Annotated in this window: 16 protein-coding genes; 6 read left to right on the top strand and 10 right to left on the bottom strand. The window is 61.8% G+C overall.

Features of this window, described 5'->3' with window-relative positions:
- Window positions 1-141: 141 nt before the first annotated feature.
- From NA11_RS37400 to NA11_RS37365, 8 genes are all read right to left on the bottom strand, one after another.
- A complete protein-coding gene (locus tag NA11_RS37400) occupies window positions 142-1098 on the bottom strand; it encodes a phytanoyl-CoA dioxygenase family protein (RefSeq protein ID WP_069166817.1) in 957 nt (318 codons plus the stop codon).
- Between the two features lie 4 nt (window positions 1099-1102).
- A complete protein-coding gene (locus NA11_RS37395; RefSeq protein WP_141718061.1) occupies window positions 1103-1768 on the bottom strand; it encodes a hypothetical protein in 666 nt (221 codons plus the stop codon).
- Window positions 1769-2024: 256 nt separating this feature from the next.
- Window positions 2025-2882, bottom strand: coding sequence for a 2OG-Fe(II)-dependent halogenase WelO5 family protein (locus NA11_RS45260; RefSeq protein WP_141718060.1), 858 nt, complete (start codon window positions 2880-2882; stop codon window positions 2025-2027).
- Window positions 2879-5287, bottom strand: coding sequence for a methyltransferase (locus NA11_RS37385; protein ID WP_084655402.1), 2409 nt, complete (start codon window positions 5285-5287; stop codon window positions 2879-2881). Before NA11_RS37385 ends, NA11_RS45260 begins: the two co-directional genes overlap by 4 nt.
- A gap of 338 nt (window positions 5288-5625) precedes the next feature.
- A complete protein-coding gene (locus NA11_RS37380; RefSeq protein ID WP_069166813.1) occupies window positions 5626-6066 on the bottom strand; it encodes an NUDIX hydrolase in 441 nt (146 codons plus the stop codon).
- A gap of 6 nt (window positions 6067-6072) precedes the next feature.
- On the bottom strand, window positions 6073-7326 hold the full coding sequence (locus NA11_RS37375; protein WP_069166812.1) for a DegT/DnrJ/EryC1/StrS family aminotransferase: 1254 nt from the start codon (window positions 7324-7326) through the stop codon (window positions 6073-6075).
- On the bottom strand, window positions 7323-8297 hold the full coding sequence (locus NA11_RS37370; RefSeq protein WP_245746504.1) for a Gfo/Idh/MocA family protein: 975 nt from the start codon (window positions 8295-8297) through the stop codon (window positions 7323-7325). The genes NA11_RS37375 and NA11_RS37370 overlap by 4 nt, the downstream gene beginning before the upstream one ends.
- A gap of 131 nt (window positions 8298-8428) precedes the next feature.
- Window positions 8429-9109 (bottom strand): hypothetical protein, encoded by a 681-nt coding sequence (locus NA11_RS37365; RefSeq protein WP_218023455.1) that lies wholly within the window; start codon window positions 9107-9109, stop codon window positions 8429-8431.
- A gap of 316 nt (window positions 9110-9425) precedes the next feature.
- Between NA11_RS37365 and NA11_RS37355 the strand changes: the two genes are divergently transcribed.
- The 3 genes from NA11_RS37355 to NA11_RS37345 all read left to right on the top strand — a co-directional run bounded on the left by NA11_RS37355 (window position 9426) and on the right by NA11_RS37345 (window position 12203).
- Window positions 9426-10736 (top strand): NsdA family TPR-like regulatory protein, encoded by a 1311-nt coding sequence (locus NA11_RS37355; protein WP_245746503.1) that lies wholly within the window; start codon window positions 9426-9428, stop codon window positions 10734-10736.
- A complete protein-coding gene (locus NA11_RS37350) occupies window positions 10733-11626 on the top strand; it encodes a phosphotransferase enzyme family protein (RefSeq protein ID WP_069166809.1) in 894 nt (297 codons plus the stop codon). Before NA11_RS37355 ends, NA11_RS37350 begins: the two co-directional genes overlap by 4 nt.
- 154 nt (window positions 11627-11780) lie before the next feature.
- A complete protein-coding gene (locus NA11_RS37345; RefSeq protein WP_069166808.1) occupies window positions 11781-12203 on the top strand; it encodes an NUDIX domain-containing protein in 423 nt (140 codons plus the stop codon).
- Window positions 12204-12330: 127 nt separating this feature from the next.
- Here NA11_RS37345 and NA11_RS37340 read toward each other — a convergent pair whose 3' ends face one another.
- Entirely contained in the window at window positions 12331-12582 is a 252-nt protein-coding gene (locus NA11_RS37340) for a pentapeptide repeat-containing protein (RefSeq protein WP_141718058.1), read from the bottom strand.
- Between NA11_RS37340 and NA11_RS37335 the strand changes: the two genes are divergently transcribed.
- The 3 genes from NA11_RS37335 (at window position 12581) to NA11_RS37325 (ending at window position 14284) form a co-directional block, all read left to right on the top strand.
- Window positions 12581-13027 carry an NUDIX domain-containing protein gene (locus NA11_RS37335; protein ID WP_069166806.1) on the top strand — a complete coding sequence of 149 codons (447 nt, stop codon included), beginning with the start codon at window positions 12581-12583 and terminating at the stop codon, window positions 13025-13027. The genes NA11_RS37340 and NA11_RS37335 overlap by 2 nt on opposite strands.
- A 211-nt stretch (window positions 13028-13238) precedes the next feature.
- Window positions 13239-13616 (top strand): hypothetical protein, encoded by a 378-nt coding sequence (locus NA11_RS37330; protein ID WP_069166805.1) that lies wholly within the window; start codon window positions 13239-13241, stop codon window positions 13614-13616.
- 122 nt (window positions 13617-13738) lie between these two features.
- A complete protein-coding gene (locus NA11_RS37325) occupies window positions 13739-14284 on the top strand; it encodes a hypothetical protein (protein WP_069166804.1) in 546 nt (181 codons plus the stop codon).
- A 60-nt stretch (window positions 14285-14344) separates the two neighbouring features.
- On the opposite strand, the gene NA11_RS37320 is transcribed toward NA11_RS37325, so the two are convergent.
- Window positions 14345-14671, bottom strand: a complete 327-nt coding sequence (locus NA11_RS37320) for a hypothetical protein (protein WP_069166803.1) — start codon at window positions 14669-14671, stop codon at window positions 14345-14347.
- Window positions 14672-14711: the final 40 nt, after the last annotated feature.

Here is a 14711-nt window from a genome sequence, read left to right as displayed (position 1 = left end):
CGAAGGGGGCTCTGTTCTTCCGGAGGCTTCCCGGTGATGGCCGGATCAACGCCTTTGAACAAAAGATTAGCAGGACAACGGCGATGCGCCGCCGCTGCCCTGCTAGTCGATTCCGCCCGGGTTGTACGTCGGTGAGCGTCGTCAGGGCTCGCCGGGAGCCAGGGTCTGAATATGGTCTTCGGGCAGGTGGTAGTAGCAGCCGTCCTGCCAGCCCCAGCCGCCGAGGTCTCCGAACAACAGGCGTTGCCGAGGCGTACCGGCCTTCAACACCAGCGGTGGGGTTTGCTGGTAGTCGTAGGGCCGCACAAACGACTTGCCGTAGGACAGAATCAGGCTCCGGCGCGTTTGTGCGGATGTGTTCGGAGTGACGCCATGCCACAACGAATGAAGAAAGATCACCACATCGCCAGCACGAGCGAGAACCTGACGGCGGATATCGAGCGGGATCTCCTGGCCCAGTGGGACCGTGCCGATCTGGGTGCGTGTCGGGTTGTCCGGTGACCACGGGTACCGCTGCTGATGTGAGCCCGGCACGCAGGTGAAGTTGCCCATGCCCGGTTCGAGGAGATCGGTCAGGAAGACCTGCGCCGAGACCATGACCGGCGAGGCGTCCATGCTCTCGACGATGTCGGACAGCGATCCGGCGTCAGTGTGCAGGAACTGTGAATCGAGGCAGTCCGGCGGCAGCACGATCAACTGTGTTTTGGTTACCTGCAAGTCGGGCCCGATGAACGCATGGATGACGTCGTAGAGCGGCGAAACATCAACCAGTGGAAGCATTCTGGCGTCCTTGCTGGCCATGTTCCACTTCCGGAAGCCTTGCTTGTCGCGTGGCTCGACGAAGGTGTCCTGGTTGATGTCCGGGACGACGGTTGCGGTTGTCTCCGGGTCACCGAGCGAGTAGTTCTGCACCTCTCCGGAGAGGAAGTCATCGTGCCAGGTCGTTGCCATCTGCTTGAGCTCATCGAGCATGGCGGGCTCGATCCCTTGCCGGATGATCAGGATCCCGTCCTTGCGGAGGAGATCCAGCGCGGTGCCGAGATTTTCGGCAATCTCGGCACCGCTCAGACCCGGTAGGTCTGCGACTGGAACGTCCAAGAGGTCAGCCTTGCGTGACGCCGGTCGGAACAACCATCGGCTGCCACTGGCTGGTTGCCGCCAGGCGGACGTGGGTATCGCTGCTCCAGATGCAGGATTCCTCGGAGATCGTGCGAACCGCTGGGGTCACGAGCACCGGGCGGTCGAACCGGTAGGGGACGGTGGTGAGACCTTCGAGCTGTTCACCGTTCTCCAGACGCACGCGGAAGCTGGAAACGCTCACGGCCGCACCGCTATCGGTCGGAACGAGACGTTCGCCGCCCTCGACATGAGCAACGTTGGCACTCAAGTGTGAGTACCCGGTCATCCAGTTGACCACCGAGATCTTGTCCTCGTGCACGGTCATCGTGGTCAGAGCCTTGAGTTCGGCGACTTCCTCACCGGCGGCATCGAAAATGCGCACGACCCGGGACGGCTTGATATGTACACCGCGGCCGACGGCATCCCGGAAACGAACAGGCAACGCTCCGTCTGCCGCATACGCGGCGAGAGCGAAGTTGCAAATCCGCTGGGACATACGGATATCGAAGCCCGAAGGCAAAGAGGGTGCGACATCGAGATCGAGACGTGTTGCACCGGATGCCATATCGGCGATACCCGTGCCGTCCACTTCAAAAGAATGGCCGTTGACGTCGCCATGTAACTGCCATGAAACGGGAATAATGGTCATGATCGGAACTCCCCACTGCTGTTGGTTCGATCGACACGCACCCACGCGCCGGGGGTGCGTGCCGGTTACGGTACTAGGTCCGACAGCCCTGCGTAGGGCATTCTGCGACACTGAGGTTCGCTGCGAGATCGCTTGGGGCGCATCAGATCTCCGTGTCGAAAGCCGAAATGCGCTGGAGCAGGCGTTGAAGGCATAGCTGTACACGTCGGCGCGCTAGCCAAGACTTTGGTGCAGATGTTCCCTACGCGGGGCCGCCTCAAGACCAGCAGACAATCTTTTCGTTGGTGATACCCACATGTGCTTGCAGCATGATTCGCCGTCCAGCGCCACTACAGGCATCTACCCGGTGAATGTGCCGGGCCGGGAAGAGGATGAGATCGCCAGCCTGTGGAGTCACCCCAACATAAGAATCCCCTGCTACGGCGCGAGGATCGAGTCCGTAGCCGCTCCTCATGGACCGGTCCGCCAGCTGGTATTCACGGTCATATACAGTCAGGGCGCCGCCAGCTTCTGGCATTTGAAGAAACACGTTGATGCCGAGTTGTTGTGGTACAGCGCCGACCAAGAATCCTGGTGTCTCTTCACGCGAGTCGTCGGAGTGAAGTCGGGATAGCCCGTGCACTTCGCGGATCACGCCAGCGAAGCATTTACCGTGGCCTGGTTCTTCGGCTAATTCTGCCGCCATTCCAGTGACGGCCCGCGCGGCGGTGAGCACATCATCGATCACATCACCGCCGTCCGCGAAAACATCGCGTCGCTGTTTGTCAAAGTCCATTGCGTGCGTGAAGTATTCGCACTCCGACCCCCTGGCTGCGTGTTCGTAAAGCGTTCGGCCCAGCCTGCGGCTTACAGGTGGCTGGTCAGGATCGCTTCCGGCTAGGTAGTCATGCCGGATCTGTTGATGACTCAGCGGGTCAGTCCCACCGAACTCGTCGAAAGGGTCATAGACAGGGAACCGTTCGTCCGTCAGCCTTTCTACTGCGGCCGAACATCGTTGCGCAGAAATGAAGCCGCTGATACGCAGTATTCCGATACCTCCGCCCGTGAGGCCGTTCCACAACTCGGGGGTCAGGCTGCCCGCGGTCACCGCGCTGAAGTGGCTGACGTCGTTCATTTCTGCTCTTGTTTCTGAAGTACGAAGATTTGGATGGTGTTGTCGTACCCGTCGGCGACCGAATGAGCATGCGCGACATGACGCGCGCGGAGATCCTCCTGGGAGTAGTGGCCTAGCGTCTGAAATCCCGATAACCCGATATGATTCTGGTACACGTCCACATTTGTGTACCCCTCGATGCAGTAGTAGTGGGCGACCGGGTCAGGTTCGGGGTATTTAGTCGCAGTCCTGGAAAGCCAGTCGACAAATGCAAATGGCTTGCCTTCGAGAAATTGCGTCAGCTCGCCGTCGAGTTCGTGTGTCAAGTCGGACCATGTAGGTGCCCGGTAGTTGAAATACCCGCGTGGGCCAAACCATCCGATGGCCCATGTCTGCGCAGCTGCGACAGCTTGTTCGGCGGTCGTGATGAATCGCTCGCGGCTGTCGTCTTGGCTAGCATTACCGATCTGAAGGGTTGGCGCGCCCCAGCAGGGCGCAAACCAGTCCCACAGTGCGAAAATGCCTCCCGAGCGCAGCGAATCGCGCACCCAGTCGAAGATCCGCTGCTTTTCAGTCGAATGGAACAGTGTGCCCCCGGACAGCACGAGATCAAATTCGCCCGACCGTGCAGGCAGAGACACCCCCAGCTCGTGAAGATTTCCCTCAATCAGCGTAAATGAGTCGATACCGAGTCCGATGCTATGAGCATGGTGCGCGATCCGGTCACGAGCCTTGTTGAGTTGTTCGCCTGAAATGTCCAGCAGTGAAATACGAACGCGACGGGTACCCGCGCTAACCAACGCATCCAGTAATGGGATCAGGGTGTTGCCGCGACCCACCCCGATGTCCAAAATGTGTGGGCTACCCGACAGGCTGGAGAGTAGGTGCGCCACCGCCTCGTGCCCCATCAACTGGTTTACATGTAGGACACTTCTGGCGCTAGCACTGTTGTCGAGGTCCTGAGCAGTCTCCGGGTCATCAACCCACTCCGCAGAGTATGTCAATGCGCCGATCAAGCTTATCGCCTCTACCAGCATTTCGGCTGGCACAAGCAAATTGTCAGTGGTCACGAATTGCGTCAACTTTGCGACATCGACCCAGCTTGATAAGTAGTTTCTGTCGATGCGTGCGAAGGAACCGAGCCGATTCAACGGATACCGGCTACCCGGAATGTCTTGAGGCCCAAAGAAAGGCGCGTATCGTTCGGATAAGCGTGGCATCCTCTCGTGCCGTGAGGCGGGGTCGATCAACTCTGTCACGACGGCATGGATTTGATCACCATTTGGGGCGCTAGAGACGTAGCGGTCAAAGACCTTGACCCAGCCAGCGTCTTGCCGCCCTGATACCGGTCCCCGTAGCGTGTTTGACGTGGCCACGATGCTTCTCTGGTCACCACCAAGTGCCATGCCGCTGCCGAACCAGTTGCGCATACTGATGTCATAAGCTCCGGCCTCGGAGAAGCAAACGATGTCGCCCACGTCCAAGTCGCGCACATTGACACCGGACGCGAGAATGTCTGTCTCGACAGTGGTCCGGCCAGCGAGCGTTCCCGATCCACCGCGGAGCGATTGCCAGGCACCGTCACGGTAGACGTGAACCGGGCGAGTGTCGGGAACCGGCCACGGCAGTTCGGCAAGGCAGGCATCGACATTCGCCTCAATCTCAGAAGAACGGCCGATGACTCGCGATAAGACGAAGCCATACGCTTGAACCAACGAGCGTCCAGGTTCCAGGATGAGCTTCTCGCAGTTGGGAAATAGGTCGTGAACGACGGACAGCAAAGTAGCGCCGGCATCGCCCTCCAGCAGCGCGTCCAGGCCATCCGAGGTAAAGCCGCCTCCGAGGTCGAGCACGCTCACGATGCTTCTGACCTTAGGGCTGGCCTGCACAAGGTCGCCGAGGAGACCTTCGACCGCCGACAGCCACTGGTCAGGACCTAGCCGAAACGAGCTTCGCTGATGGGTCGCCAGGCCAACGGCTATTCCAGAGTCGTAGGCGCGCTGAAGGGCGACAGCAACTTCCTTGCGACCGTTGTCAGTAGTTGTGTCCACACCCAGACGAGACGATACACCCGGAAATCTGAGGCGTAGGCAATGAAAGCGATGTCCCCCACCGGCTTTCGTTGAATCGGTAAACGCATCCGGCGAGTCATCCAGCAAGGCCATTAATCCGCCGGGGATGCTGCCTGTCGGCCAAGCTTTCCCGACTCCACCCAGCACAATGCGGCTGGGGTCGAAACCTGCTGCGGTAGCGGCTGATACCTCAGCGCCGCTGATCGCCTCTGCTTTGAGACCTGCCTGTTCGACGCAACTCAGTACCTCCCTATCGGGATTTGTCTTGACGCTGTAGGCGAGAACTATGTTGCGACTCTTGGCTGCGCGGGCACAGCGCGAGATCCGTCGCTGCATCTGGTGATAGTCGAACACAGGTTGAGGAGATCGCCCTAGAAGTTCAACGCCCGGCAGTGATACCCCTTGCGGAAGTGGAACATTCACGGCGTGATCCCCCTGATGGCTCGAGAGTCTCCAAATAGTCGGCAGGCAGGTGACAGAAGCAGCCTGGCCGTGATGCCTAATCCCCTGGATCACCAAACAGCAAACGCTGCCGCAGGGAGCCACCCGCCCAGCACCTCGCGGGTTGTCTTGAGCGTTACCGTACCCCGGAACCGCCTATGGCGCAGAGGCTTTCGCGTATGCCGCCGGTCAGGCTGCGGGGTGAACACCTGACCGCCCCAATGGCGGGTCAACGTTCAAGCAGCTCATCTTCACTTTCTGCGGTAGCGGGCGAGAACCTGCTTCACTGCGTCTGTAACCGGTGGCTCCTCGGTAAGGCTGGTCCAGGTGTAGGCGTCGTGCTCGGTCAGCTCGACCGGTTCAGGGGCGGTGACTTCGATGGTGAAGTTGAATTGGCGGCTCTTCTTACCGCTGCCAGATTGGTAGTCGAAGTCACCGAGGTACTCCTGGATGTCGGCGACGTCGAGGCCGGTCTCTTCCTTGACTTCGCGAATCAGTGCATCGCCGAGCGCTTCGCCCGGTTCGACCTTCCCGCTGGGCAATTCCCAGATGCCGCCCATGAAATCGTCTACGGGACGTTGCAGCAGAAGCACTTTGCCGTGGTGCTGGACGACCGCGCCGACGACGAGTTGTTGCACCCCGTCTCGTTCGGCGTCCTGAACGAGGTTCTCCAGCAGCATGGTGTCGATCATCAGTTCCTATCCTTTCAGGTCGGCGTGGTGTGCGATGACTTTGTAGATGGCTTCGATGTAGCGGTCGACCAGTGGTAGGTCTTCGTCGCGGTGCCAGACCGGCAGCTTGAGGGTGGCGTGGTGGGTCTGCTCGGCCCGTGGGTAGTCGCCAGGGGCGTAGGCCAGTTTGCCGGTGAACGCCGGAAACAAGGGGCCAGGGTCCTGGAAGAGCGGCAGCAGGTTGAGCGGGCAGGTTGAGCCAGGGCGGTCTATTTCATCGCAGCCTTCGGCTTGGAGAGCGGCGTGGAAGCGTTCGACGGAGACACCGTCGAAGAATTCGGTCTCGTAGCGCATGGTCAGCCCGTACCAGGATGGCTGTACCTCTGGTTCATGCCAGGTCACGGTGATGCCGAGCTCGGGATCGAGCTTCTCGCCGATGTATTCGGCGATGCGTTGGCGACCGGAGAGGTAGTCATCGAGGTGTGAAAGCTGTTCTAAGCCAATGGCTGCGGCGATCGGGTGGATGCGGTGTTTGAGGCCCATGCCGGTGACCGCGTAGCGGCTCAGTTCGATGTCGGCCGGTATTTCGTTGCGGCAGCGCTTGTTGTATTGGCCGTGCAGGAGCACCCGGTGGTACACCTCGTCGTCGTCGGTGAGCACGAAGCCGCCCTCACCGGCCGATAGCGGTTTGGGCCCGTTCATGCTGAAGGCGGCGGCGCGGCCGAAGGTGCCGACCTTCTTGCCGCTAACGCTGGCTCCGTGGGCGTGAGAAGCGTCTTCGAGCAACTGTAGGCCGTAACCGTCAGCCAGGCGATTGAGGGTTTGGATTTGGGCGGGCATTCCCCACATGTGCGTGACGGCAATGGCTTTGGTGCGATCGGTGATGCGGCGAGGGACGTCCTGGGGGTCGATGTTGCCGCTGGTATCGCAGTCGGCCAGCACCGGTGTCGCGCCCAGGTGCAGCAGTGGTGTCGCCGTGGCGAAGAAGGTGTAGGCGGGCACGATTACTTCGTCACCGGGGCCGATGCCGCATGCTGCGTACATCGAATACAACGCTGCGGTCCCTGAGCTGGTGAGGACCGCGTGTCGGGCATCGAAGTAGTCCCCCAACGCATCCTCGAGCCGCGCTATGACCCCGGAGCGGTCGTAGATGGAGATGCCTTCGTCGAGCTGGTCGAGCACGGCGGCGGTGGCGGAGTCGGGCAAGGGTGGCCATGAAAAGTGCGGCGTCTGTTGATCAATGACGGGTTTGCCGCCGAGAAGAGCGAGCGGTGAGGTCACAGGAGCTCCTTGGGATTGATGGGGGTGTGGGTGCGGGCGGACTCGTAGCAGGCGGTGACGAAGGCCATGTGGGCCAGGTTGTCGGCGGGGCCGCTGAGGTTGGGTCTGGTGCCGTCGATGACGCGTTGGAAGTAGTCGATCTGGCAGGCCGCGGCTGAGGGCCAGGCTTGTTCGCGCCGCAGCGACTCGATGACTTCGCCGCCGTTGGTCAGTCGGCGGATACAGCCGCGCTCGAGATGCACGATGCCGTCGGAGCCGACGAGGCGGATCTCCTCGGCTTTGGGGCCCATGAAACGCGAGAGCAGCAGCGAGCCGTACAGCCCGCTGTCGTAGGAGAAGTGAACCAGGGCAGTGTCTTCGGCGTCATAGCTGCGATCGGGTCTCGCGCTGATCGATAGGTCGGCGGTGATGGAATCGGGGAGGCCGAAGTACCACAGGATCAAGTCGATGAGGTGGTAGCCCAGGTCGATTACGCAACCGCCTCCGGCTTTGGCGGTCACACCACGCCAGCCTTCGGAGGGGTCATCGACATGGAGGGTGTAGCGGGCGTCGACCAGGAACCGTGTGCCGATCTGGTCAGCGAGTTGGGTGAAGCTGCTGTAGATCGGGTTGAAGCGTCGCTGCAGGGTGACCATCAGCTCGATGCCAGCTTGTTCGCACAGCGCGGCCAGTTCGATCGCTTCGGTCAGGTTGGTGGCGAACGGCTTCTCCTTGAGCACATGGACTCCGTGCTGGGCAGCCGTTTCGATGACGGTTCGCCCGATGTCGTGGGGTACGCAGACCACGACGAAGTCGAGTTCTTCGGCGGTGAACATTTCCCGGAAATCGGTGTAGCCGGGGACCTGCCGCAGATGGTGCTGCTCGTGCGCGATCGCCGGATTCTCGTCACAGACGGCGACCAGGTTGACACTGTGCGATGCCGCCAGTGCGGGCAGGTGGTCATTGATTGCCTGCTGACCGAGCCCGATCACTGCGGCCCGCAGGGTGGGTCGGCACTTGTTGGCGAGTTGTTTTGTGCGCCAGGATGGTTCGATCCCTGCGCAGAAGATGCGCGGTGATGGTCCCGCTGTGACGGCGCCTCGAAGTGATTCAGATTGCCTCATTAGATCCCCCATATCGGTGACACGGTGCGAGATGCCGTTGCCAGTTCGCACCAGGTGGTGACGGTGTTGTCGCTGTTGCGGAACCGGCCGTAGCGATGGCTCAGGGCCGCAACTCGCTGGTTGAAGCCCAGCCTGATCTCGGAGTCCGCTTCGATTGGTCGGTCATCTACGACCTCGATTACGAGGCTGTGTTGTGTGCGGCGGATCCGGGCCGTCAGCAGTTTCAGCGGTGCGGCCTCATGCAGCCGGTGGTGTGGGTAAGCGATGCCGGTCGCCTTTAATGCCTCGGTGACCAATTCGGTCATGATTTGTTCGGTGACCTCGGCCAGCTCGTTCAGTCCCCAGCGGGACAAGGTCATGCGTGCGTGCATCTCGGCCATGGAGACGGCCGTCGTGGTGGTGGCCAGCTGCAACTCCGAGAGCGGTTCGGGGTAATTCTCGGGCTGGACGCGGGGCCTGGATGACGGCATCAGATTGTCGGCGGCGGCTGCGGGGTGAGCGAAGATGACCCTGGCACGCGCCTCACCCCAGAGACGTGCCTCGAAGGCCCGATCGGGCATGGCTGGCCCGACCAAGTGATTCGCGGTCGGCGCCAGAACATGACGAGATGTCGACCGGCGGAGTTCGGCGATGAGCGCCACCAATGCAGCCGTGGCACCCTGGCGCTCATGGAACACCATGCCGAGCTCGATGCCTTCGCGATGAGCCAGTTGCCGGATCTCGTTCTCACACTGTGTGGCTCGGCGACCAGCTACATCTAGACGCAGATAGCCATGCCCAAGTGGCCTCATCCTCACCGTCCTCATCCGGGGTCGACACGGTCACCGAGAAACGCTCTAGTCGAGCCTTCGGTGGTTCCTGTCGTCAGAACCTCTGGTTCAAGGTTCGGCTGTTGGGCGACGATGAAAGAGGGCAAGTTAGGGGGCAGAATTCGGTGTGCCCCGGCGGGCGGGCAGCGGCTGACTACACTGAGCCGACCGACACTGGAGGGGGCCTATGCCACCAAACGTGCAGTTGCAGCAGCGGCGCGAGGCCACGCCGTCGCGGGTCACCCCTGGACAGCCGATGGGCCGTGCCGAACTCGCCGAGGCCGTCAACGACTATCTGTGGCGCAAGCACGGTCAGCGCCGTGAGCTCGATGCGCACACCATCGCCCGCTACGAACGCGGCATCGTCCGGTGGCCCAACGAGCTCTACCGAGAGGCATTTCGCACCGTCCTCGGCGTAACCGATACCGAGCTCGGGTTCGTAGCGTCCCGTAAGCGACGCCAGCCGGATAACCATCCCGACGGCACGCTGTCGGTGAATCTGTTCAGCCCTTTCGACCCCGGCGTAATTCCGACCGAGTACCTCGGGCTCACCGCCCACGATCACCAACCGGTCAGCCGCGTCGGCTGGACCGAGGTCGAGCAGGTCCAGAACGCCACCCGCGAAACTGCCTCAGCCGAGAATCTGCACGGCGGCGGCTGGGCCAGCCTCACTGCGCGAAACCAGCTCGGTTCTTGCGTTCGATACCTCGATGGATTGGCTGCGCCGACTATTCGGCGCGCGCTGCTCGAAGCCGTCGGAAACCTCAGCGGTGTAGCCGGTTACGCCGCTTTCGATGTAGGAGACTATCCGCTGGCTGAGCGGCGGTTTCGGCTCGCACTCTGGTGCGCCGACACCGCCGGATCGTGGGAACTGCGCGCCAGCACACTGGCGGACATGGCCCGGAAAATGGCTTACATCGGCAACACCGACAGCGCACTCTCGCTCATCGAGCTCGCCCAGGTGCGCTCAGATCGCCTGTCCGCCACCGCTCGCGCGATGTTGAGTGCACTTCGTGCCCAGTTCCTCGCCAGCTTGGGACGTACCGACGAAGCACTCACCGAGGTAGCTCGATCCGACGAGCACTTCGCCGACCGCGCTCCCGCCACCGACGCCCCTTGGCTGTGCTACTACGACAAAGCCGAACACCTCGGCAGCACCGGCAAAGCACTGATCCCCGTCGCGCGGGCGCGCCAACGCATCGAGCTGGCCGCTCCACGGATTCGGGAAGCTGTTGCACTGCAAGGATCGGACTACCCGCGGTCGCGCACTTTCTCCCTCACCCGGTTGGCCACCCTGACCATGCAACTGGACGATCCGAGAGAGGCCGCAGTCATCGGCCTGCAAGCCGCTCAGCAAGCGACAGCGTTTCACTCGGAACGCATTCAGAACGAACTGCGTGTCCTGGCCGCTGCGGCTGCACCACGACGGCGGGTCAGCGAAGTGGCTGAGCTGCGCTACGCCATCGCCAGTAGCGCGCCGTCGGGACCGGCGCAATGAGCTCCGCTCGCGCGACCAGCTCAACTGAGCAGGTGTTGGCCAAGGCAGCAGAGATCAGTGGCGTCGACCTGCATGGTGCTCAGGTCATCCGCGACGGTTCCAACGCCATCTATCGGTTGGCCCACGACATGGTCGCCAGAATAGGACAGCCAGGCTGCCTCGAAGCTGCCGAACGAGAACTGCGGATTTCTCAGTGGCTCAACAACTCTGGGATACCAACCGTCGAAGCGATGTCAGCATTGCGACAGCCAGTTGTCGTCGCTGACCGCCCTGTCACCTGGTGGCGCCTGATCCCCGATCATCGACCATCAACACCAGCTGAGATGGGGGCAATGCTCAGCGCATTGCACGCACTGCCACCGCCGACCGAACTACAACTGCCCGCCTACGACCCTTTCACCGGGCTCCACGAGCGCCTCGTGACCGCAGCCATGATCGACGAGGATGATCGCACTTGGTTGCTCAGTCACCACACCGAGCTGCGCACACAGTATGACGCCTTGCCAGAAGCATTCTCCCTCAGCGTGATTCACGGTGACGCCTGGCAAGGCAACCTGGTCGTGCCGTCATCGGGGGTCCCCACCGTACTCGACCTCGACAAGGTCTCAATCGGTCGACGTGAGTGGGACCTCATCCAGCTGGCGGTGGACTACACAGACTTCAGCCGCGTCTCCGGACAGGACTACCGCGCCTTCGTCGAGGCCTACGGTGGATATGACGTGACCTCCTGGCCCGGATTCCGGGTTTTGGCGGATATCCAAGAACTGCGGTGGGTGGGGTTCGCTATCGCCCGATCCCCGGACAGTCCACGGGCGGCTGCGCAGGCGAAGCACCGGATCGCATGCCTGCGTGGCCAAGTGGCGCGGCCGTGGCGCTGGGACGCTCTGTAAAGGCGAGGAAGCACGGTGGGGCGAACGCAGCGTCACTCGATCCAGTCCGATCCCAGCGACAACCTGTCCTACTCCAAGCGCCATATCATCAGCAGTAAGCTCCGAAATCACCCTTCCTCCACCGTACGGGAGCCATCCGACACGAAAGGTCCAGATGGGCGCCGCCACAACCGAAATCATCGCCAGAGCAGTCATCCGCGACGGCGACCGGCTACTCGTGGCACGCGAACGCGGCAAGAAATGGGCATTTCTCCCTGGAGGACACGTCGAACCCGGCGAAGCCGTCGAAGCCGCGCTCACCCGCGAGATCGCCGAAGAACTCGGCACCGGAGCCAAGATCGTCGGCCTGATCGGCGTAGTCGAACACGGCTACATCGACGACAACCAAACCACTCACCACGAGATCAATCTCGTATTCGACGCCGAACTGGACGCCGAACCGTCCAGCCAAGAGCTTCATCTCGAATTCGACTGGCTACCAACAGAACAGCTCACGACAGCAGACCTGCGCCCGAGCGCGATGAAAGAATTCATCGACACCACAACCCGGTCACTCTGGCATAGCTGGGCGGGCTGAATCCAACGCGCGGGACTCGCACGCCGGAGCCGTGTCGAAGCCATCTACACCTTCATCTCGCATCCGTCGACCTGAGAGTTAGGGGAGCGCTCGCTCAAACGATTCCCCGTTACAGCATGTGCGGCGATCAGGAATCGGGGAGTCGGCTGCTGTCGTCGACTATGGCGACGGCCAGCTGGCCGGGGTTGTGCCTGTGGATGGCGTGCAGGTCGGTGTCGTGTAAGTTCGGCCGCTCGAAGTTCGCGCCGTTGAGCGATGCTTCGGTGAGATCGGCGTCGGCGCTGGTATGACCGAGACCACCCAGCTCCGATTCCACACCGCGCTGTGGCAGTGGCTTGCCGATGCCGCTGACCCACCGCGATCCGAGGAGGGACATCATGGCCGACACGAACTCGGACGAGTTTCAGATCCAGGTGACCGCCCGCGCACTGGTCACCAAAGGTGAAGATCTGCTGCTGGTCTCCAACGACGGCCTCATCTGGTACACACCCGGCGGGCGGCTCCAGCCAGAGGAATCGCTACACGACTGCATCCGCCGCGAGGTCCACGAAGAAACCGGGCTCCAGGTCAAGGCCGGCGATCTGGTGCACGTCTTCGAATACTGGGAAGCCAAACATCACCGCCACAAGGTCGAGTGCTACTTCCTTGCTCAACTGGAAGCCGGGGAACTCGACCAGGATTGGGCTGACCTGGACGGACCGGTCGAGCAAATGCGGTTCTTCACCCCGGAGGAGGTGCAGGCCGAGCAGCATATCTACCCGGAATTCCTCAAACGGGGTCAATGGCGTGACGGCACCGAGATTTACATGGGCGTCGAGCGGTAACCACACCGAATCTGGCGCGCCAGATAACGCGGACGCCAGCTCGACCGCGCTGCGCCGCCCCGGATCGCATCCGTAAGTGAACCATCGCCGGTCCACGCGTTCGCGAACTGTGCTGCCTAGGAATACCTTTCCGCGCACCTCGGATTCGTTGATCATGTATATACATCGAGCTACCGTCGACGACGCGCGAACCGCTGAGAGGGGAACGTAGATGAGCGAGGAGCTTCGTGTCGATCGCGCAGCCGACTTGCGTAGGAAGTACAGCCGGGAATTGCATCTGATCTCGCAGTACTGTGTCACTGCCGCCGAGGTGACCTGCGCAGGTGGATCGTGCTGGGCGCTGTCGGGACTCCTTCCGAACGGTCTTGAAGTCGGTGTGGTCAATGGTGATCTCGAAGCTGTTGGGCATGAGGAACCGTGGTCGGTCGGGGTGTTCGCTCCTGGTGACTATCAGGTCGCTTACCTGGTAAAAGGCGTACTCAACGAACAGCTCGACGCGGTGGCAGCGATCACCGTCGAGCAGGCACGCGCACTGATCGGGGGCAGTCTCGATGCTGCGGCATTACCCGCCGTGTTCATACTCATATGAACGTATACCGTTGTGCGCCAACGGTTTTAACTTTCAAATGACTCGATATCCGGGTTCCGGTTTCCATAGGCCGCAGCTACGTTTCGTATATACAGTTCACGTATTGCGAAGGGAACGAAACGATGGCCGATACCGCTCTGCGGATGGTGACCGCAACACTCGAAAACAACCACATTCCAGCGGGTTCGGATGTCATGGTCCGCGCCGTCGAGGATGTCGAGATCCCGATCGCGTCCAGCGCCGAGGCGTGCGGACACGGCTTCACCATCTGCCCGGAGTGCACCTCGGGCTGGGCGATCGACTACAAGATCACCGGTCAGCTTCCTTGGGACACAACGGTTGCGGCGCGCGAGCTGCTTCCATTTGATCGGTGGCACGAGGGCGATCGTCGGGTCGCCAAGGTGGTGCAGGATTCGCCGCTACCAGGTCGGGTCCAGGTGTTGTTCTCCGACCACACCTGGGTGGAGGTGGCGGCGGACCTGCGAATCAACCGCACGACGGCGGCTCCTCTGGTACCGGAATTCGAGTTGGTGCCCTCGCCGGAGGTGATCATGGCGGCGATGGCGATCGCGGACGAACGAGGCATGGACGGGTTGGGCGAATTCCGGCGCGAGGATTGGCTGGAGGCGCGGCGACGTGCGGCTGGCGGGGGCCAAGTTTCGCACTGACCCCGACATGCGAGAAGAGCCCCGGCCGTGGCCGGGGCTCGATCGCATGCGGGGGTTGGGTCAGGTGGGGGGTGTGTCGCCGAGTTGGTAGCCGAGCAGGCCGAGGGCCATGGTGTAGCAGCCTTCGAGATAGTCGTCGTTGTCCGGATCGCCGTGGAGAACAAAGCTTCCCGGCTGCCGCATGACCGACATGGTGGCGCACGCACCGGTGACGGTCGCCGCGACGACTCCGACCTCGGCCTGCTGGTGTGGTAGTCGTGGCTGAATCCACACGGTGACGTATTCGCAGTCGATGCCGTCGAGTCGGATGGGCGGGTCGAGTTTGTAGCAGCGGGCAGGTCCTATGTACCCGCCGAGGTTGTCTACATGCAGTGCGGCGTGCGCCATGACGGCTCCTCCTCGATGTCGCTCCCCGGATTCGCTAGGG

Source organism: Nocardia altamirensis NBRC 108246 (assembly GCF_001612685.1).
In the GTDB taxonomy this organism is placed as follows: Bacteria; Actinomycetota; Actinomycetes; order Mycobacteriales; family Mycobacteriaceae; genus Nocardia; species Nocardia altamirensis.
This window is presented reverse-complemented; position numbering and strand designations above follow the sequence as displayed.

Coding starts and splice junctions, on each gene's coding strand:
- NA11_RS37395 (WP_141718061.1), bottom strand. CDS start 1,768: ATGACCATTATTCCCGTTTCATGGCAGTTACATGGCGACGTCAACGGC.
- NA11_RS45260 (WP_141718060.1), bottom strand. CDS start 2,882: ATGAACGACGTCAGCCACTTCAGCGCGGTGACCGCGGGCAGCCTGACC.
- NA11_RS37380 (WP_069166813.1), bottom strand. CDS start 6,066: ATGATCGACACCATGCTGCTGGAGAACCTCGTTCAGGACGCCGAACGA.
- NA11_RS37365 (WP_218023455.1), bottom strand. CDS start 9,109: ATGGTGTTCCATGAGCGCCAGGGTGCCACGGCTGCATTGGTGGCGCTC.
- NA11_RS37355 (WP_245746503.1), top strand. CDS start 9,426: ATGCCACCAAACGTGCAGTTGCAGCAGCGGCGCGAGGCCACGCCGTCG.
- NA11_RS37350 (WP_069166809.1), top strand. CDS start 10,733: ATGAGCTCCGCTCGCGCGACCAGCTCAACTGAGCAGGTGTTGGCCAAG.
- NA11_RS37345 (WP_069166808.1), top strand. CDS start 11,781: ATGGGCGCCGCCACAACCGAAATCATCGCCAGAGCAGTCATCCGCGAC.
- NA11_RS37335 (WP_069166806.1), top strand. CDS start 12,581: ATGGCCGACACGAACTCGGACGAGTTTCAGATCCAGGTGACCGCCCGC.
- NA11_RS37340 (WP_141718058.1), bottom strand. CDS start 12,582: ATGATGTCCCTCCTCGGATCGCGGTGGGTCAGCGGCATCGGCAAGCCA.
- NA11_RS37330 (WP_069166805.1), top strand. CDS start 13,239: ATGAGCGAGGAGCTTCGTGTCGATCGCGCAGCCGACTTGCGTAGGAAG.
- NA11_RS37325 (WP_069166804.1), top strand. CDS start 13,739: ATGGCCGATACCGCTCTGCGGATGGTGACCGCAACACTCGAAAACAAC.
- NA11_RS37320 (WP_069166803.1), bottom strand. CDS start 14,671: ATGGCGCACGCCGCACTGCATGTAGACAACCTCGGCGGGTACATAGGA.